This window comes from Vibrio gazogenes (assembly GCF_023920225.1).
Classification (GTDB): Bacteria; Pseudomonadota; Gammaproteobacteria; order Enterobacterales; family Vibrionaceae; genus Vibrio; species Vibrio gazogenes.
In genome coordinates, this window is the sequence record NZ_CP092588.1 from 58951 (window position 1) to 77834 (window position 18884).

At 44.8% G+C, this 18884-nt stretch carries 19 protein-coding genes; 10 read left to right on the forward strand and 9 right to left on the reverse strand.

Annotated elements, in window-relative coordinates; translation table 11 throughout:
• Nucleotides 1-7 precede the first annotated feature (7 nt).
• Complete coding sequence (locus MKS89_RS15865) at nt 8-319, forward strand: hypothetical protein (RefSeq protein WP_072954198.1); 312 nt, start codon at nt 8-10, stop codon at nt 317-319.
• Nucleotides 320-392: 73 nt separating this feature from the next.
• On the opposite strand, the gene MKS89_RS15870 is transcribed toward MKS89_RS15865, so the two are convergent.
• Nucleotides 393-662 carry a YrhK family protein gene (locus tag MKS89_RS15870; RefSeq protein ID WP_306345695.1) on the reverse strand — a complete coding sequence of 90 codons (270 nt, stop codon included), beginning with the start codon at nt 660-662 and terminating at the stop codon, nt 393-395.
• Between the two features lie 375 nt (nt 663-1037).
• Between MKS89_RS15870 and lpdD the strand changes: the two genes are divergently transcribed.
• Both lpdD and MKS89_RS15880 read left to right on the forward strand, forming a co-directional pair.
• Nucleotides 1038-1433: a prenylated flavin chaperone LpdD gene (gene lpdD, locus MKS89_RS15875; RefSeq protein WP_072954203.1), complete on the forward strand. Its 396-nt coding sequence runs from the start codon at nt 1038-1040 to the stop codon at nt 1431-1433.
• A gap of 269 nt (nt 1434-1702) precedes the next feature.
• A complete protein-coding gene (locus tag MKS89_RS15880) occupies nt 1703-2854 on the forward strand; it encodes an MFS transporter (protein ID WP_072954207.1) in 1152 nt (383 codons plus the stop codon).
• 72 nt (nt 2855-2926) lie between these two features.
• Here MKS89_RS15880 and MKS89_RS15885 read toward each other — a convergent pair whose 3' ends face one another.
• On the reverse strand, nt 2927-3343 hold the full coding sequence (locus MKS89_RS15885) for a MarR family winged helix-turn-helix transcriptional regulator (RefSeq protein WP_072954210.1): 417 nt from the start codon (nt 3341-3343) through the stop codon (nt 2927-2929).
• 233 nt (nt 3344-3576) lie between these two features.
• Between MKS89_RS15885 and MKS89_RS15890 the strand changes: the two genes are divergently transcribed.
• The 4 genes from MKS89_RS15890 (at nt 3577) to MKS89_RS15905 (ending at nt 7687) form a co-directional block, all read left to right on the forward strand.
• On the forward strand, nt 3577-4182 hold the full coding sequence (locus tag MKS89_RS15890; RefSeq protein ID WP_072954214.1) for a non-oxidative hydroxyarylic acid decarboxylases subunit B: 606 nt from the start codon (nt 3577-3579) through the stop codon (nt 4180-4182).
• Nucleotides 4172-5611 carry a non-oxidative hydroxyarylic acid decarboxylases subunit C gene (locus tag MKS89_RS15895; RefSeq protein WP_072954216.1) on the forward strand — a complete coding sequence of 480 codons (1440 nt, stop codon included), beginning with the start codon at nt 4172-4174 and terminating at the stop codon, nt 5609-5611. Before MKS89_RS15890 ends, MKS89_RS15895 begins: the two co-directional genes overlap by 11 nt.
• The gene (locus MKS89_RS15900) at nt 5608-5844 is read left to right on the forward strand and encodes a non-oxidative hydroxyarylic acid decarboxylases subunit D (protein WP_072954219.1); all 237 of its coding nucleotides are present in this window, start codon (nt 5608-5610) and stop codon (nt 5842-5844) included. Before MKS89_RS15895 ends, MKS89_RS15900 begins: the two co-directional genes overlap by 4 nt.
• Nucleotides 5845-6472: 628 nt before the next feature.
• Nucleotides 6473-7687 (forward strand): glycoside hydrolase family 30 beta sandwich domain-containing protein, encoded by a 1215-nt coding sequence (locus tag MKS89_RS15905; protein WP_207521925.1) that lies wholly within the window; start codon nt 6473-6475, stop codon nt 7685-7687.
• 174 nt (nt 7688-7861) lie between these two features.
• Here MKS89_RS15905 and MKS89_RS15910 read toward each other — a convergent pair whose 3' ends face one another.
• The 3 genes from MKS89_RS15910 to MKS89_RS15920 form a co-directional block, all read right to left on the reverse strand.
• Nucleotides 7862-8287: an MAPEG family protein gene (locus MKS89_RS15910; protein WP_072954225.1), complete on the reverse strand. Its 426-nt coding sequence runs from the start codon at nt 8285-8287 to the stop codon at nt 7862-7864.
• A 193-nt stretch (nt 8288-8480) separates the two neighbouring features.
• Complete coding sequence (locus MKS89_RS15915) at nt 8481-9029, reverse strand: sugar O-acetyltransferase (RefSeq protein WP_072954227.1); 549 nt, start codon at nt 9027-9029, stop codon at nt 8481-8483.
• A gap of 163 nt (nt 9030-9192) precedes the next feature.
• On the reverse strand, nt 9193-9678 hold the full coding sequence (locus tag MKS89_RS15920; RefSeq protein WP_072955047.1) for a GNAT family N-acetyltransferase: 486 nt from the start codon (nt 9676-9678) through the stop codon (nt 9193-9195).
• Nucleotides 9679-9846: 168 nt separating this feature from the next.
• Between MKS89_RS15920 and MKS89_RS15925 the strand changes: the two genes are divergently transcribed.
• On the forward strand, nt 9847-10467 hold the full coding sequence (locus MKS89_RS15925; protein ID WP_072954230.1) for a Fic/DOC family protein: 621 nt from the start codon (nt 9847-9849) through the stop codon (nt 10465-10467).
• Here MKS89_RS15925 and MKS89_RS15930 read toward each other — a convergent pair.
• From MKS89_RS15930 to MKS89_RS15940, 3 genes are all read right to left on the reverse strand, one after another.
• Nucleotides 10450-10602 (reverse strand): hypothetical protein, encoded by a 153-nt coding sequence (locus tag MKS89_RS15930; protein ID WP_162841352.1) that lies wholly within the window; start codon nt 10600-10602, stop codon nt 10450-10452. The two genes, MKS89_RS15925 and MKS89_RS15930, sit on opposite strands and share 18 nt — an antisense overlap.
• A gap of 202 nt (nt 10603-10804) precedes the next feature.
• Nucleotides 10805-11290 carry a GNAT family N-acetyltransferase gene (locus tag MKS89_RS15935; RefSeq protein ID WP_072954233.1) on the reverse strand — a complete coding sequence of 162 codons (486 nt, stop codon included), beginning with the start codon at nt 11288-11290 and terminating at the stop codon, nt 10805-10807.
• Nucleotides 11291-11497: 207 nt separating this feature from the next.
• A complete protein-coding gene (locus MKS89_RS15940) occupies nt 11498-13858 on the reverse strand; it encodes a Lon protease family protein (RefSeq protein ID WP_072954236.1) in 2361 nt (786 codons plus the stop codon).
• A gap of 323 nt (nt 13859-14181) precedes the next feature.
• Here MKS89_RS15940 and MKS89_RS15945 point away from each other — a divergent pair, with 323 nt between their 5' ends.
• Entirely contained in the window at nt 14182-15513 is a 1332-nt protein-coding gene (locus MKS89_RS15945; protein ID WP_072954238.1) for an MATE family efflux transporter, read from the forward strand.
• 133 nt (nt 15514-15646) lie between these two features.
• Here the strand turns inward: MKS89_RS15945 and aroG are convergent, their stop codons facing one another.
• Nucleotides 15647-16714, reverse strand: coding sequence for a 3-deoxy-7-phosphoheptulonate synthase AroG (gene aroG, locus MKS89_RS15950; RefSeq protein ID WP_072954241.1), 1068 nt, complete (start codon nt 16712-16714; stop codon nt 15647-15649).
• Nucleotides 16715-17082: 368 nt separating this feature from the next.
• On the opposite strand from aroG, the gene MKS89_RS15955 reads away from it, so the two are divergent.
• Nucleotides 17083-18798, forward strand: a complete 1716-nt coding sequence (locus MKS89_RS15955) for a phospho-sugar mutase (RefSeq protein WP_072954243.1) — start codon at nt 17083-17085, stop codon at nt 18796-18798.
• The last annotated feature ends 86 nt before the right edge of the window (nt 18799-18884 follow it).

The window sequence follows — 18884 nt, forward strand, 5'->3', positions numbered from 1 at the left end:
AGAAGTTATGTCTAAACTATCAAACCCGATTGCCATGATGCTACTGACAACTGCAATTGCTTTTGGTCTGACGGCATGTAACGACGATAACGCTGCCACTGAAAAAACCACAATGGGTAGTGAGCAAACAGATTCTGCAACCATGGATGCGGGTCAAGAGTCTGTTGATCCAGCGACAATGGATAATGATGGTCAGGGCTCACATGATCAAGCTGCACCGAAAACTGATCAAGAGATGATGGGAGACGCGCCTGAAATGAGTCAGGGTGTGGTCGGAGAAACGCCTGATGCCGACAGTAAGCAGCATCAAGATAAATAATACGCCTCACTGATTGTTCATCCTGAGTCATCGGCTCTCACGTGAATGCGTGGGAGCCGATGTCATTTCATCGTTACTCGTTATTGTAGCGATTTTGAATGCGATAAAGATGAACCAGACTGGTTAGTTTGATAAATGGTTTAATCAGGAGCTGAGCACTGCCGGCGATAAATAGCCAAGTCCCGCTTTCAACCAACGAATCGTTTAAGAAAAAGAAGCTGCCGATCAGAAACCAGATCGCAATGAGCAGATCATTGAAGGCACTCAATGCCTCATAACGTTGCTGGATGACCAGATGTTCGCCCCCGATATTGATGTCCAGTTTTGCCTTTGTTGTATTAATCACTATGCCTCCATCGTGCATTGATTGAGCTGACTGAAACAATCTGAGTTGCTCAGGCGTGTATCTTGATTGTCAGAGTAACATTTGCACAACAAAAACAAACACTCTCCCCCCTGAATTGTGGTTTATTTTTCATTATTCCAGGCATCCGTTCTCCTCGAACCCACACGCAAGTCCATACAAACTATCCGTTCTAACAAACGATGAGACTTTACACGCCGTATACTTGTCACTACGATGCAAATCGTATGAGAAATACTGATCGTTTGCGCTTGATTAGACATGATTAGCCTGTCGGTACATGGTCGGTGATAAAAGCCTCGGGCAATGATAGTCAATCATTGAAAATAGGAAGACAAAATAGGAAGACATAGTATGACGCCATATTCATCAGATCACATTGTACAGTTAGCGCTGGAATCTGCGGGGATCGTGATTGAGTTAGTCGCTGTTATCGTGGGCCGGGATTTGCTGGTGACGATCCACGGTGGTGATGCCGCACATATTGGTGCTGTGGCACTGGCGCAACCGCGGGCAAGTTTGCAAGATGCATCAAAGGTAAGTGCATCGACGTCGGTGCTGTGTGTGTTAGGCCATAAAGAAGATCTGCTTGCGCATCGTACCGCTCAGGTGATTGCTTCCGCTCTCAATTGTGTTGTTTCGGTCAGTTGTGGGATTCATATCGATCAGGCTAAGCCGGCGCATCTCACGCAGATTGCTGACATGGTGGATAGCTTGGTCCATCAATTGATTGATCGTTTGCAAGTCTGATTGAAAAGCGATTGATTGGTTGATTTTTATAAAAGATAATTTTTATCGTGATAGTTTTTATGCTAAAAAGCACCGCATAAAATCATTTAGTTAGTGTTTTCAACTGCCTTTCTCCGTTTCATTAATGAAAAATGTCTGTTCATCTGTTTGATAAAAATTATTAATCGTTAAGACTATGATTTTTCATTTTATCTTTTGATGAGTTAGCGCGATATTCGCCGCGAAAATTTCCGATTCCTGTTGTTCTATCTGATTTCGAGGCTATTCAGTTGGAGACTTCCTCTATTGCTACTCAGCGCATTGCGGTGCCTGTGATCGCTTTGGCCCTGTATGCGATTGCGTCCGGTTACCTCATGAGTTTGATCCCACTTATTCTGACTCATTATGGGCTAGACACATCGCTTGCGAGCTGGCTTGCCAGTGTTTTTTATGCCGGTCTTTTGTTAGGCGCGGTGATGATGGAACCTTTTGTGAACCGTTGCGGGCATCGACTGGCATTTATCTGGTGTTTGGTGATCTTGCTACTTTCCATTGTGGTATTGCCATTACTGCCTTATGCCGCGATCTGGCTTGCTGCACGTTTTGTGGCCGGGGTTGCGGTTGCCGGTGTCTTTGTGGTGGTCGAATCTTGGCTGTTACATGGTGATGCGTCTCGACGTGCAAAGCGTTTAGGCATTTACATGGTGGCTTTATACGGCGGGACTGCAATTGGTCAGTTCGGTATTGGTTTGGGGGTCTCCGGTGTGATCCCATTTACGGTCATTATTGTGTTGTTGGTTCTGGCTTCTGTGGTTTTGATTTATGGCGACATGGATCAGCCGCCTGCACAACAAGCGATAAGTTTATCCTGGAAACAGATGACCAAGCTTAACCATGCTGCATTGATCGGGTGTCTGGTTTCTGGACTGATGCTGGGGGCCATTTATGGTTTAATGCCAGTTGAACTCGCAAATCGTGGCATTCCGACGACACATCTTGGTAGTTTGCTCGCATTGGTTATCCTCGGCGCAATGGCCGTACAGCCGATCATTCCTTGGTTGTCAAAATTTCTGGGGCGTAAACTCCTGATGGCCATGTTTTGTTTGGTTGGTGCCGGCGCATCCGTTTTACCGGTCCTTTACTCTGGAATGAGTACGTTGGTACTTGGGTTATTTCTGTTGGGTGTTGCAACGTTTGCGCTCTATCCGATTGCGATCAATCTCGGATGTGACAAGTTAGATGCTAACTATATTGTGTCGGCAACGCAGGTGATGCTGTTTAGTTACAGTGTGGGTTCGGTATTGGGACCGCTCATGGCGAACTGGTTTATACAAGGCAATCAGGGGCTGCTGGGCTATTTATTTGTGATTTCACTCAGTACCTGCTTCTATATGCTGATTTCCAGTATCAAAACCAAGCATCAGTGGGTTGCCGGGGGCTGATATTTTCTCAAGAAGCGAATCATGCAAAAGCACTGACAAACCGTCAGTGCTTTTGACGTTTTGGGGCGGTGCTTAACGGCTGGCGGATAATGTATTCAGAATACGCAACAATTGTTGATGCTCCGCTGCTGAGATACGGCTCAGAAACCGCATATCGAGTGATTGAACGACTGCCATTGAATCATGGTAAAGCCTTTCGCCTTCCGTCGTTAAATAAACAAAACGGCGTCTTTTATCTTGTGTGCCATGCTGCCGGTTAATCAGCCCCCGTTTTTCCATTCTGCCCAGTAGTTCTGCCAATGTTGCTTTGGTCGTAATGGCCGCTTCCACCAGATCAACTTGTTCAATTCCCGGAGATTGGGCAATCGCATGCAAAACGGAAAACTGTGGTTTTGTCACATGGGGTAATGCTTCTTGCCAATAGGATGTGTGTTCTTGAAATAGTTTCCGCATTAAGTGAAATACAGCTGAATCTAATGGTTGAGTCATCTGTTCAGGTTATCCTTGCTCTTAATGAAAGAAGGGCACGATGTTATACAAAATATCGTCATACAAAATACCCATTCATTACGTATTTTTGCTAATTATATACCCAAGTTGCTGCAAGGGAACTTAGGTATCACTGATTTGAAATTTTAACATTGCTTTTTGTGTGTATAAGATTTAGTTTAACCATATTGTTCGTATGCGAACAATATTTTCAATCACAATTTTGAGGGTGTATGAGGCTAATTGTTGGAATGACAGGTGCTACCGGGGCCCCTTTGGCTGTTACGCTATTGCAAGCATTACAGCAAATTCCGGATGTAGAAACACATTTTGTAATGTCGCGTTGGGCAAAAACAACGATTGAACTCGAAACGTCAATGACTGCCAGAGACGTCAGTCTTCTGGCCGATGTCACGTATCATTCTGCGGATCAGGCGGCGGCGATTTCATCCGGTTCATTCAGAACAGACGGCATGATCATTATTCCTTGTAGTATGAAGACTTTGGCTGGTATCCGTTCCGGATATGCTGAGGGTTTAATTGGTCGTGCTGCTGATGTGATCTTAAAAGAGCAACGTCGACTAGTGCTTGTTCCCCGTGAAATGCCGCTCAATCCTATCCACTTAGAGAATATGCTCGCGCTTGCCAGAATGGGCGTCTCGATGGTGCCCCCCATGCCTGCGTGGTACAACCGACCTGAGTCTGTCGAGGATATTAAACAGCATATTGTCACGAGAGTGCTGGATCAGTTTGGTCTGGATGCGCCGTTTGCGAAACGTTGGCAAGGTCTTTCTCAAAGAACCAATAGACATGATGAGGAAATCGTTAATGATTTTTGATGATTTAAGAAGTTATTTAAATGCGTTAGAAGAGCAAGGACAACTGCTGAGAATTACCGAGCAGGTGAAAGCAGAACCGGATATTGGCGCTGCGGCCAATGCGGCTGGGAGAATTGGTGACGGTGCACCGGCACTTTGGTTTGATAATATCGAGGGGTTTACCGACGCCAAAGTGGTGATGAATACCGTTGGGTCGTGGCCAAATCACGCGATATCAATTGGGTTACCACCCAATACACCGGTGAAAAAACAGATCGATGAATTTATTCGTCGTTGGGATAATTTTCCTGTGGCACCTGTTTATCGGGACAACCCGCCTTGGGCAGAAAATACCGTTGATGGTGAAGCGATCAATTTGTTTGATATTCTGCCGCTTTTCCGGCTCAACGATGGGGATGGCGGATTCTATCTCGATAAGGGGTGTACAGTTTCTCGGGATCCGACGGATCCAGACAACTTTGACAAGCAAAATGTCGGAGTTTATCGGCTGGAAGTCAAAGGTAAAAGAAAGTTGGGTTTGCAGCCGATTCCGATGCATGACATTGCGATTCATCTGCATAAAGCAGAGGAGAGGGGCGAGGATCTGCCTGTGGCGATTGTGCTCGGTAATGATCCAATCATCACACTGATGGGGGCAACACCACTTAAATATGATCAGTCTGAATACGATATGGCAGGGGCGCTCAGAGAAGCACCGTATCCGATTGTAAAAGCACCGTTGACCGGATTTGATGTGCCTTGGGGATCTGAAGTCGTGCTCGAAGGGGTTATTGAATGTGGTGTCCGTGAGATCGAAGGACCATTCGGTGAGTTTACCGGACATTATTCCGGTGGTCGGAGAATGACCGTTGTCAGAATTGATAAGGTTTCTTACCGGACCAATCCAATTTTCGAATCCTTATATCTCGGAATGCCGTGGACGGAAATTGATTATTTAATTGGGCCTACGACTTGTGTCCCCTTGTATCAACAACTCAAAGCTGAGTTTCCTGAAGTCCAAGCAGTGAATGCCATGTACACACATGGTTTACTGGTGATTATCTCGACGAAAAAACGTTTCGGTGGCTTTGCCCGATCAGTCGGAATGCGTGCCATGACCACGCCGCATGGTCTTGGCTATGTCAAAATGGTCATTATGGTTGATGAAGATGTGGATCCTTTCGATTTAAAACAAGTGATGTGGGCGATGTCATCGAAAGTGAATCCGGCAGGTGACTTGGTTCAACTGAATAACATGTCGGTTCTTGAACTGGATCCCGGCTCATCGCCGGCAGGGATGACGGATAAATTGATTATCGATGCGACAACGCCGGTTGCTCCGGATAATCGAGGAAACTACGGGATGCCAGTTAAAGATCTGCCTGAGACGAAAGAGTGGGCATCCAAATTAATTCGTATGATTGATGAAGCAAAGGAAGGTAAACAATGATTTGTCCACGCTGTGCCCATAAAGAGATAATGACACTTGCTCTGTCACCAGTCCCCGATGTATGGACGGTCTATCAATGCCAACAATGCCTCTATACTTGGCGTTCTACAGAACCGCTCAGACGGATAAGTCGCGAGCATTTTCCTGATGCGTTTAAAATGACACAGGCAGATATCGATAACGCGCTGCTATTACCGGAAGTCCCCCCATTATTACCTGTGAATGAACGGTAAATCATAGGGAAGGAAAAGTATCAGAGAGAGGCTACTTCAAGTCGGGGTAGGCTCTCTTTTGTTTTCCTTTGAACCGTTATTATCGAATCGTTCCGGCTCAAATTTGTATCTTTTATCTGGATGCGATCTTTCGTGCGCACACAGAGGCGAAGATTGTTCATTATCTTATAGAAACCAAGTTTTGAATTTTATGATATATTTTTTTATTTATATATCAACAAGTAATATTCAGTACTGTGTTCCTTATAATAAATTAAAATTAAATATAATTTTATTCGTCATCAAATCAAATGAATTCATTCATTTTAATCGTATTTAATCCGGTCCGTTTCATATCACAATAAATAAGGTGCTTATTGAATTAAATGTATTTTATTCGTATGTAATTACTTGGCACTAGTCATATTTTATAATTTTTGTGGGTTACATATATTACATGGGATGGCATAGTTGACAAGATCACCTAATATATAAATGTTGGGATATATTTCTAAGTGGTTCTGTTATTCAATTGTTCTCATTAAGTTTTACGAAGTCAGACATCTATGTATGGTTGAGTAAATGAATTGGCAGTTATATCTGTCGTATAATATTTAACACTAGCTAACAAGGTTGGACAAATATGGAGATGAAGAAATTACTAGGAATCTCAACGGTTTTTTTGCTTGGTTCGATGAGCTTAAATGCCGTTGCTGGTTCTGTATACGTGAATTTTAATGCCGAATATCAAGAAATTGATGGGTTTGGCGGCATGAATGCACCTGGGTGGGTTAATGATTTAACATCGGCACAAGCGACGACTGCATTTGGTAATGGTGATGGTCAGATGGGTTTATCCATCATGCGTATGCGAATCGATCCTGATTCAAACCAATGGTATAGACAAGTACCGACCGCACAAATTGCTCATTCTTATGGTGCCAAATTATTGGCAACACCTTGGTCACCCCCTGCTTATATGAAGACCAATAACAACGTCAATAATGGTGGAAAACTTAAAAAAGAACATTATTGGGGATATACCAACCATTTAATGGATTTTACCCATTATATGGCCGGTAAAAATGCACCAATTTATGCGTTGTCAATCCAAAATGAACCGGACTGGCATCCAAATTATGAGTCTTGCGATTGGTCAGGTGCAGATTTCGTCAATTATTTAAATGATCAGGGATGGCGTCTGGACGCTTCGCTTAAAATTTTAGCGCCAGAATCATTAGGCTTTAATCCTGCCCTTTCCGATCCAATTTTAAATAACTCTGTAGCCAGTAGCCATGTCGATATTATCGGCGGTCACTTATATGGTGTGAAACCCAAAAACTACCCGCTTGCATTGCAAAAAGGTAAAAAACTTTGGATGACTGAGCACTATACCGATAATGAAGATGGAAATAACTGGAACAAAGCCATGGATGTTGGTCTAGAGCTACATCAAAGTATGGTTGCTAATTATAGCGCTTATATCTGGTGGTATGTTCGCCGTAGCTATGGCTTGTTAAGTGAGAATGGTAACATCAGTAAACGTGGTTATGTGATGTCACAATATTCAAAATTCATTCGTCCGGGTGATGTCCGTATTGCGGCAACTGAAGTACCGGAAAGTAATGTCTATGTGACGGCTTATAAAAACCGCTCCGGCAAACTGGTTGTTGCCGTTGTCAACCGAAGCAACTCTCATAAGGAACTGAAATTTACGCTGCAAAATGGCACTGTTGGTTCAATGACAAAATATGTCACTTCAGCGTCTAAGAACGTCAGTTATGGCGGCAAATACGCAGTGAGTAACAATCGCTTTACTGCTTACGCAGACCCTTGGTCAGTGATGACATTTGTATCTGAGTAATTGATGTCAATGAAGGTGAGGTCTCCTCACCTTTTTACCTTTAAAATAAACCTTGGGCACAATCTTGAGTAAAATGGTGGCTCAAGGTTTATTTGATTATGCAGGGGGGGTGTTTATCGGCTTATTTTGTTCTCTCACGTGTTTTTAAGGTGTGAGTTTGGTGACCACCTGAGCTCATGAGGCAAGAGTGAGCGCACACAAAACAAATAAACAGATATTGGATAATAAACCGAGTAAGAAGAAATAGGAGCGCGGACTAGGGTTCGTTTCTGTGGCAATCGCATAGTAAAGCACCATATGTACAATTCTTGCCCCGGCAAAAACCCAGATAAAAATACCCGTCCAAAATACATTCGTTCCCACTAAAATGGCTAAAAATGATGTCCCCAACATGATTGGGAGATTTTCCAGCGAGTTCATAAAGGTGCGGTGAGATCTGAACACAAATGAATCGTGACTGAGTGATGCATCAATTTTACCGGGGATTGCACCTTCCTGAGATCCTTTCGCTACAGATGCAACGAATCCTTGAATCATCCATGTGAGAAGAATAATCAAAATACCCCAGAAAGACGTCGTATATAAATCCATAGAAGTCATATTTTCCCTCATTATGTTGCTCAACTGTCAAACCAAGCGCTTGTCCATAGGAAATCTCAAGCGTGTGGCTGTCAGGATAGCTGGGATCGATCATATCTTTGATTAAAGTACCTTCTTCGCCTGATGACACAATCATTATTTCAAGCAGGGGATTAGGTACCATTTGTTAAAAAGGACCAAAGCTTGTTAGCAATTAATCATCCAGCGTTTTGATAAATTTAGCCGGTACGCCCCCGACTAAAGTGTCTGGTGCCACATTTTTGGTTACCACGGAACCAGCCGCAATCACTGAGCGTGCACCGATGGTGACACCTTGGCAAATCACGGCATTTCCCCCGATCCAGACATCGTCTTCGACGACGATTGGTAAACACTGAAATTGCCAATTCTTGCGTTTTCGATAATCTAATGAATGGGTCGGTGTATAAAATTGGACACTTGGGCCAATTAAAACATCATTGCCGATTGTTATCGGTGCATTATCTAGCATGGTCACACCCATGTTGATGTAGGTATTGTTACCGATAGAAATGCTCTTTCCATATTCACAGAGGAATGGCGGACATACGACCGTATTTTTTCCCACATGCTTGAATAATTGGGTAACGTAAGGTTTGGCCGCTTCAAATTGACGTGAATTTATTTCTTTCAGTAAATCAAACGCTCTATTCCTCAACTCAGCAAATTCGGAACTGGTTGCATCAAATTCCAAACCTAAGCCCATTTTCTCAAATTCACTCATATTCTTATCACCATTGTAGTATGCGTGTCGTTACTTATATGGCTTTAAAATACCAGTGATTGTACGACAACGATGTGTATGCGCTCTCACTTTCATGGCTCTCAGCAAACGTCGTCAAGTAAGCATGCAATTCAAATGTTACTTACTCATATCAACTCACATCTTACGAGGATATCTGATGATTTGGGTGAAGATGTTTTTCCATTGAGAAATTGATGAGAGACGCATCGTTGCGTTGTACTTCATTGTTCTTGACCACAGTAAAGCCACGACATTCGAAGAAAGGTTTAGCGATAAGCGACGCCTCAACGTATAAGCGTTCGATACCGGCTTCTGTCGCTTTTGCAAGCAAGTGTTCATAAAGGGAAGCAGCAACCCCGATTCCCTGAAAATCTGGATGTGTATAGGTGCAATCAATATGGCCATCACTATCGAGCTCGATAAAACCGGCAATTCGGTTGTCGATGATTGCCACGAATGGTTGCTTGTGACTGAGTCGCTCAGCCCACAACTGATAATTAATCGGTGTCGGGGCCCAAGCTTCCTTTTGTTCGGGTGTATACACCGAAGGATCAATGGCATGTACCGACTGATAAAACAAGTCAGCAATCTCTCGGGCCCATTTTGGGGAGTAGGTTTGTATCTTCATCGTTTCTTTCATTAATAAATTCAATTTGTTATGGAGAATGATGATTATAAAAAATAGTAGACTTGCTCACAAAAACATTTTGTATCCAAGAGTGAATAGTCCGTTGCATTGAATTATTTTTTATGCACTCCTACACTACACAAAAGGTTTAACTAAGATGCAGTACCAATGTCAAGATATGATGTCGATATTGAAGAAACGCAATATCAGCCGGGGTCTGGAAACTCAGTTCTTTTAAACAAGCTGGGAATTGTAGATGCTGAGGAGATGAATGAAGTTGAGACCTATCTTCTCGTTAAACTATACGAAAAACTATTCTCAAACACAGTGATTGATGATGAATTCAGTTTCCAAACTATCATGAGTTGGCATCGACAATGGCTTGGTAATGTGTACTCTTGGGCTGGAAAAATCAGAAATGTTAGGATGTGGAAGGATGACTTCGAGTTTACGGTACCACGCCAAATTGGCCCAATGATTGATGATTTTGAGTCAAAATATCTATCGCAAATACAATATGTTGATAAAATGACGACAGAAGAACTCATTGCATTTATTGCGGAAAGTCACGTCGAATTTATCCTGATTCACCCCTTCAGAGAAGGTAATGGTAGAATTAGCCGATTGCTTATCGATTATATGAGTCAAGAAGCAGGATATGGACTCCTTGACTACAGCTTATGGGATCAAAATAAAGACTTCTATATCGCTTCTATACAGGCAGGATTGAGTGGCGATTACCAATATACAGCAAGGTTAGTCAAAGGAGTTTTAGCCAGCGAGTGTTAAATGTGCGTGCTTTTTCTTATTAGATTTAAGCTTTTGCTCAATGGTTTTTATGGAGTCGCCGGTTTCAATCGCAGTCGAACTCGCAACAGAACGATAGATCATCTTTTGAGTGACTTTTCTTTTCTCAGCTTTCATGCTTTTCCATTCTACATTTATTTATAGACACCGTTAAACACTATATCAGGGCTATAAAATGATCAATGTATAAAGCCTAAATTATATCGTAAATGACGGGGTTTGCCCTTTGGCGAAAATGAGTCACATCGAACTGAAAACCGACGCGAGTCATCACCTCAAACGATGACTGAATAGTTTTTTATCCCGCTTGCGCAATCGATTATGTCCGCAGCCATTTGTACATGATGTAGCTATCAACAAATCCTAATTGAGCGTGCTGATAGGCTTTCGGAATGGTTCCTATGATCGTAAAACCGAGCTTCTGCCATAGCCTGACGGCGATTTCATTGGTTGACACGACACTGTTGAACTGCATGGCGTTAAAGCCAAGTTCAAGCGCTTTCTGTTGTGAATGTTCACACATTTGACGCGCAATCCCTTTACCTCTGGCTGCACCTGAGACCATATAACCGCAGTTACAAATGTGACGACTCGGCCCTAGTGCATTCGGCTTGATGTAATAAGTCCCCAGCACAACATCGTTTTCAATGAAAGCATAGGCTTGCAAAGGTATTTCATACCAGAGCACGAATGCTTCTTCTAACGTCATATTCGGATCGAATGCGTAAGTTTCTTGAGCCTGAATTACCGAAGAAAATGTTGGCCAAAACGACTCAAACTCCGATTTTGTGATTTCCCTGATCATGACCATGACTCCTAATATATAACGAGCGATATAGACGGCTTTATTTGCAGTTCTGCCGCACGAATTTGTGAGCGGTTTATTTAGAACTAGGTTGATATCCTACTGATTTATTAGAGATAAATCATGCTTTTTTTGATGGGCTGAGTGTTGGGGCAGTAAGAAAAATGGAGCGGGGCAAATAGCAATTTACCCCGACTCATACGCTGCTTACTTGCGCATTGCGTTTAGTTTGGCTTGGGCAATTCCAAAGATCGAATTGATCGGATAACTACCGTCTTCCGTTGCAGTGCCGGCGGGTTTACCGGTGAAGATTTCGATCGCTTCGGTGACATGGTCTATCGCCCAGATATGGAACTCCTGCTTTTCAATGGCATTGACAATATCATTGCGTAACATCAGGTTATGTACATTGGAGCGGGGAATAATCACCCCCTGTTGTGGGCGACGGCCTTTGATGGTGCATACATCGAAGAACCCCTCGATTTTCTCATTCACTCCGCCAATCGGCTGTGATTCACCAAACTGATTCATCGAGCCGGTAATCGCAATATCCTGTCGGTTGGGCTGTTTTGAAAAAGCAGAAAGGATGGCACAGAACTCCGCCATACTGGCACTGTCGCCATCGACTCCGCCGTAAGACTGCTCAAACGTCAGTGTTGTGGTGAGCGGGAGTTTAGCATTCTGACCCAGTACCGAATGGAGGTATGCGGTGAGGATCATCACGCCTTTTGAGTGAATACTGCCACCGAGATCAACACTTCGTTCGATATCGATAATGTCGCCTTCACCGTAACAGGTGGTTGCCGTAATACGATTCGGTACGCCAAACATATGATCGGTGGTGCTGAGTACCGACAGCGCGTTCACCTGGCCGATCGCATGTCCTTCCGTCTGCATCAACGTGGTGCCGTTGAGAAATCCTTCCATCACATTATGCTGGATACGATTAACCCGTAGTTCCTGATTGTGCAGTGCTGCATCAACATGCCCCTGACGAATCATATTCGAGTTGGCTTGCTTGGCCACATAGTTTGATTCGCGAAGTAGATTCGCGATATGTGCTGAGTGTAGTGACAGTTTATTTTGATCTCCGGCGATGCGGGAGCTGTGTTCAATGATGCGCCCCATCGCTTTGCGATCACAATGGAGTAAGTTGTTGTCGTGCACGAAGCTGGAGATAAATCGTGCATATTGTAGTTCTGAGTCTGCGTTGCGAGGCATTTCATCCTCAAAATCAGCGGTGACTCGGAAGAGTTCACCGAACTCAGGATCATAATTCGTCAGTAGTTGGTAAGTCCGGTAATCCCCGAACAGAATGATTTTCACATTCAGTGGAATGGGTTCGGGATCCAGCGAGATTGCACCACTTAACGTTACTTCTCTCTCCAGCGATGTCATGCTGATCTGACGTGAACGCAGGGCGCGTTTCAGACCGTCCCAGACGTAGGGTCGCTCCAACACCTTAATCGCATCCATGAGCAGAACCCCGCCATTGGCACGGTGTAAACTCCCTGAGCGAATCAGTGAAAAATCGGTGAATACGGTCCCTTTGTAGGTGGCGTTTTCGATATAGCCGAACAGCGAGTGATAATTCGGATTCTCTTCAACTACGATTGGAAAGCAGTCTTTCGGGTGGCTGACCAACACATTGACTTTGTAGCGACGCGGTAATTTCTTGTCCAACGCGGCTGCCGCGATCTCACCTTGTTCGCCACTTTCTTCCAGAAAGATATCGACATTGTCGATAATATCTTTGCGCAGATTTGCAAGATGGGTTTTGATTTCCGGGTGACCGGAATAATCCTTTCTGAGTTTTTTGATAAGGTGATTGAGCACTTCGCCTGTGACTTCATCATTGAGCTTTTTAATTTTTTCGTTGTAGCTTTCTTCCCACTCAGAGAGTTGGCGAACCATATTTCGCAGTTTGACTTCCAGTTCGTCAATGGTATCTCCGAAATAAGTCTGTTCCTCTTTCGTCAATGCCTCAAATGTGGATTCGGTATGCATCTCATCGCCATTCATGGCGATAAACTGATAATCACCTTGTTGAGTGATTATCAGGCTGACGCCTTTTTCTTTCGCATCGTTGGTAATTTGCTCTAACTCGGTTTGCTGCTTGGCGGCGAGCTGATTTTTGAGCTGTTCTGCCCGGCCGATATACAACTCGTTATCGAATGCCAGAGGAATCGCGCCCACCAGTTTTTCGAGCAACTTCTCGATATCCTGACGCAACTGATTGCCAAGCCCGAGTGGCAGTTTTAAAACTTTCGGGGTACGACTTTCGGTAAAATCTGCCACGTAGCACCAATCAAACAGGGCATCAGGGTCGTGTTGATGACGATTAAGATAGCGTAGAACCATCGTTCGTTTACCGAGTCCGTTTCTGCCGATGGCGTAAATATTGTATCCTTTTTCTTTGATCGACATGGCGAATTCAACTGCTTTTTGTGCCCGTTCTTGCCCGACGATCTCATCTATAGGGGGTAAATCTTTTGTGGACTTACTGGACAGATTTTCCAGCTTGGCAACATGATAAAGCTGATGTGTTTGTAGTCGTTCGATTGCCATGATTCCCTCACGCCTTTCCTTTTTTTATTCAGTGTAGATGTAATTGTTTGCATTTTTAGTGACTTAGCGCTGATTAGTATCTGATTGGACAAATAAGCAGCAGTTTATGGTGAAATGTAATCGAATCATGAAATTATGGTGACCGGGAAAGAGTGCTTTGATAATCAGCATAGAGTCAGTAGACTAGCGTTCCTTTTCGCCCGACAGCATAAAGATGAACGTAATTCGCGAAGCCGAATACCATTTCTGTTCCATGCTGATAGTCGGGTGCAAAGTGCCGATGATGTTTGATTTTATCTGACGAGAGAAGAGTTTTTATTTTTATGCAGAAAACTGTAGATGTTCCGCAATCACTGGGTCGCCAGCTTTTCAAAATGACTTGGCCTATGGTCTTTGGTGTACTTTCTCTGATGGGATTCCAGTTGGTTGACAGTATTTTCATCGCGCAATTGGGCGTGTTGCCACTGGCTGCCCAAGGGTTCACATTGCCGATGCAAATGGTCATCATTGGTTTGCAGGTCGGGCTGGGAATCGCGACCACATCCGTGATTGCCCGTGTTCTGGGAGCAGGCAAGCTGCAGGATGCAAAACAGCTGGGAGGCCTGATACTGACAATCGGCAGTATTAGTGTGGCAGTGTTGACGGTGCTGATCTATCTGCTCCGCCATCCGATTCTGGCATTACTGGGCGCGACCCCGGAAGTATTCCCCATTATCGATCAATATTGGACTGTTTGGCTGATCAGTGCCTGGACCGGTGCAACGTTGTACTTCTTGTATAGTATCTGTCGTGCGAATGGCAATACGATCCTCCCCGGGACGATGATGATGGTCACCAGTTTGGTTAACTTGATTCTGGATCCAATTTTTATTTTCTCGTTTGATTTAGGAATCAATGGCGCAGCGTTGGCAACGATCTGTGCGTTTGGGGTTGGTATTGCCGTGGTTACGGTGAAAGTGTTGTCCCGCAATTGGATGTCGTTTCAATGGGAAGGGCTGGATATCCGGGCCAGTGTGAAGTCGATTTTACAGGTGATGGGACCGGCAACAGTGAGTCAGCTACTTCCGCCTGTTTCTTCGATGATGGCAACTCACATTCTGGCGTCATTCGGCAATGAACCCGTTGCTGCATGGGCGGTGGGGTCGCGGTTTGAGTTTTTCTCGCTGGTGGCTGTATTGGCACTTACGATGGCAATGCCGCCAATGGTTGCCAGAATGCTTGGTGAGCGAAAAATTACTGAGATTCGTCATCTGGTCGGAATCGCAGTGCGGTTTGTACTGATTTTTCAGACTGTATTTGCAGTATTGGTCTTTTTTCTGGCGAGTTCGATTGTGGCGTGGATGGCTGATGTTGCGATGATCCAACAATTACTCCGGTGGCATCTGATCTTTGTTCCGATCAGTCTTGGCCCGCTGGGAATTTGTATGTTGATGGTATCGATCCAAAATGCGTTGGCAAAATCATACACCGCGTTGGTGATCTCTGCGTTGCGGCTGTTTGTCTTCTTCCTTCCTTGCTTGTGGATCGGTGCGCAAATAGCGGAACTGAAAGGTATCTATCTCGGATCGATGGTCGGCAACATCTTGGCGGGTCTGTGTGCCTGGTTGATCTATCGGAGAACGATACGGCAGATTGAACAAACGTCATCTGACTGAGGTCTTTTCTGGCTAAGATTGACGATTCGCGATGCAATGGTTCGCAATGACAATAAAAATCCCGCTTGTAAGCGGGATTTTTATTCACAGCGTTATTCTTGAATAAAGCCGGGAGGGGATAAACGCTTACTGATTAAGCGCGATCCGCTTTTGCTTTGCGACGCGCTTCAACCGCAGCAGAGAGTTGACGTAGTACCTGCTCCGTATCCTGCCAGCCGATACACGCATCAGTAATCGACTGACCATAAGTCAGAGCTTGTCCAGCGACTAAATCTTGGCGTCCTTCAACCAGATGCGATTCAATCATCACGCCGAAGATTTGATCTTCGCCATTGGCAAGTTGTGCTGAAACGTCTTCAGCCACCACCATTTGACGCTGATACTGCTTACTGCTGTTCGCATGGCTGAAGTCAACCATCACCTTTTGCGGCAGATCGGTCTCGGCCAGTTTATCTTTAACATCCTGAACATGCTTTGCACTGTAATTCGGCTCTTTACCACCACGTAAAATGATGTGGCAATCCGGGTTTCCGGCGGTTTCAACAATCGCAGAATGCCCAAATTTAGTTACAGAAAGGAAGTTGTGAGATGCGCGTGCCGAGCGAATGGCGTCCGCTGCAATTTTGATGTTACCATCGGTGCCGTTTTTAAACCCGACCGGGCACGATAGCCCAGAGGCTAACTCACGGTGAACCTGTGATTCTGTGGTTCTCGCCCCGATTGCGCCCCAACTGATCAAATCTGCGATATATTGTGGTGTGATCATGTCCAAAAACTCACTGGCAGTCGGCATCCCAAGATTGGTCAGCTCCAGCAACAGTTTACGTCCGATTTTCAGACCTTCGTTGATCTTATAGGTATCATTCATGTACGGGTCATTGATGAGACCTTTCCAGCCAACCGTTGTCCGTGGCTTTTCAAAGTAGACGCGCATGACGATTTCCAGATTGCCACTTAACTCATCACGCATTTTTTTCAGTTGTTTGCCATATTCGATTGCGGCTTCTGGATCATGGATAGAACATGGTCCGATAATCACAAGGAGACGGTCATCTTTGTCATTCAAAATATTATGAATGGCTTTACGCGCATTAAATGTTGTTGAAGAAGCAACGTCAGTTGCCGGAAATTTTTCAAGAATGGCTACCGGCGGGAGTAATTCTTTAATTTGTTTTATTTTTACATCATCAGTCTGAAACATTCGGTTCTTCTTCCTCTCTTATTACGACACATCTGTCAAGGGGACGTTTGTCAAGGCAACGCAGCCCTCAGATGTTTTAACTTACGTAAGGTATCGGGTTCAATATTATGTTGCAATCATTTTTTTTATATAAATGCAATATTAAACCTATCTTTACATTAAATGTTGTTTGTAAAAAATAGTGTACACTTGCGCTTGAAGGGGTGTCGTGGAAAGGTATAAATTGTATTCAGTCTCTCATTGTGACTGAAATGCGATGAAGGGTTTCTATTATTTATCGATTGCGTACTCACAAATAATCCGTGATCTATCATACACTGTGGATCTCGAAAACATGTAGATCACGAAATAGTGCAAAGGTATCTCCCATGAATGAACAATTTTCTCGTTGGCTGGCAAGAGACCCGGATCGGACAACAAAAGATGAATTACAAATATTGATTGATGCCGGGAATCAGGAAGAACTGCAAGATCGGTTTAATGGTCGTTTAGCGTTTGGGACGGCAGGTTTGCGTGGCAAAGTGGGTTGTGGCCCCAACCGGATGAACCGTCTGGTTATTCAGGAAACGGCAACCGGGTTAGGCAACTATCTCATTCAGCAGGTCGAGCAGGCCAAAGAACGAGGTGTCATCATTGGTTATGATGGTCGTTTGGATTCGAGAGATTTTGCCTACGATACCGCATCAGTGCTCGCAGCGTTGGGGATTAAGGTATACCTCACTGATCAAGTTGCTCCGACGCCGGTGGTTGCCTATGGGATTCGTCAACTGAATACCGCAGCCGGTGTGGTGGTGACAGCCAGTCATAACCCGCCGGAATATAACGGATTTAAAGTGTACTGGGAAAACGGTGCGCAAATCATTCCACCACATGATCAAGGGATCGCACAGGCAATTGAGCTGGCGTCTCAGCAGCCACTGCACACGATGTGTCTGACCGAAGCTGAAGCAGAGCAGCGGCTCGTATGGTTGAGTGATGACTACTATGATGCCTATCGGCTGGCGGTCCATCAGCATCCATTATTACAATCGGGTGCTCAGGAAAACAGTGGCAATGACATTGCCATTGCCTATACCGCGATGCATGGTGTTGGCGCGCCTTATGCTGAAGCATTGCTACAGGAGGCCGGATTCACACAGGTCCATAGTGTTGCCCAGCAGCGTGAACCCGATGGTCGCTTCCCGACGGTGAAGTTTCCGAATCCCGAAGAGCCGGGGGCAATGGATCTCGTGATTGGATTGGCGGAACAAGTCGGGGCGGATCTGGCTTGTGCCAATGACCCGGATGCGGATCGCTTTGCGGTTGCAGCGCGTCAGGCTTCCGGTGAATTTCGGATGTTGACCGGAGATCAGGTTGGCAGTTTGTTAGGCGATTATTTGTTAGAGAAAGGACACACGCAACAAGCACTGGTCGGTAATACCATTGTTTCTTCCAGTCTGCTGGAGAAGATCGCCGAGCATTATGGTGCCACTTATTTCAAGACGCTGACGGGATTTAAATGGCTCACAAATGTTGCCATGCAGCAACAGCGTGAAGACTTGCCGTTCTTATTTGCGTATGAAGAAGCGTTGGGTTACACCATCGGCACACAAGTGTGGGATAAAGACGGATTATCAACACTGCTGGCGTTTGTACAGATGTGTACGGCACTCAAGCACGACGGACAAACGGTCTGGGATCGGCTCGAAGCGATTTATCGTCGGCACGGTCTGTATGTGACTGCCCAGAAAAGTATCGCCTTATCACCAGAGACACCACCAATCGGTGATGCATTGCGAGCGGATCCGCCGCAGGCGATTGCCGGACGTCAAGTGATGGTGACAGAAGATTATAAGACATCGCAACGCCATTTGGCTGACGGACGGACGGAATCGATTGATTTACCGGTGAGTGATGTGTTGGTGTATCAATTGGATGGCGGTGCCAGAGTGATTGTCCGCCCTTCCGGTACGGAACCGAAACTAAAATGTTATTACGAACTGGTGACCGATATTGCCGCCGATGAAGCATTTCAGGATGCACAGCAGCGCGCAGATGAACAATTAAGTATGCTGATTGCCGAACATCAGATCCATCTGCAATAGCGCGTTTGATGCGATATGTAACAACAAAACCAACCAGAGCAGCATTCGCTGCTCTTTTTTATTGGTGGTTATCCATATCGCTTGTG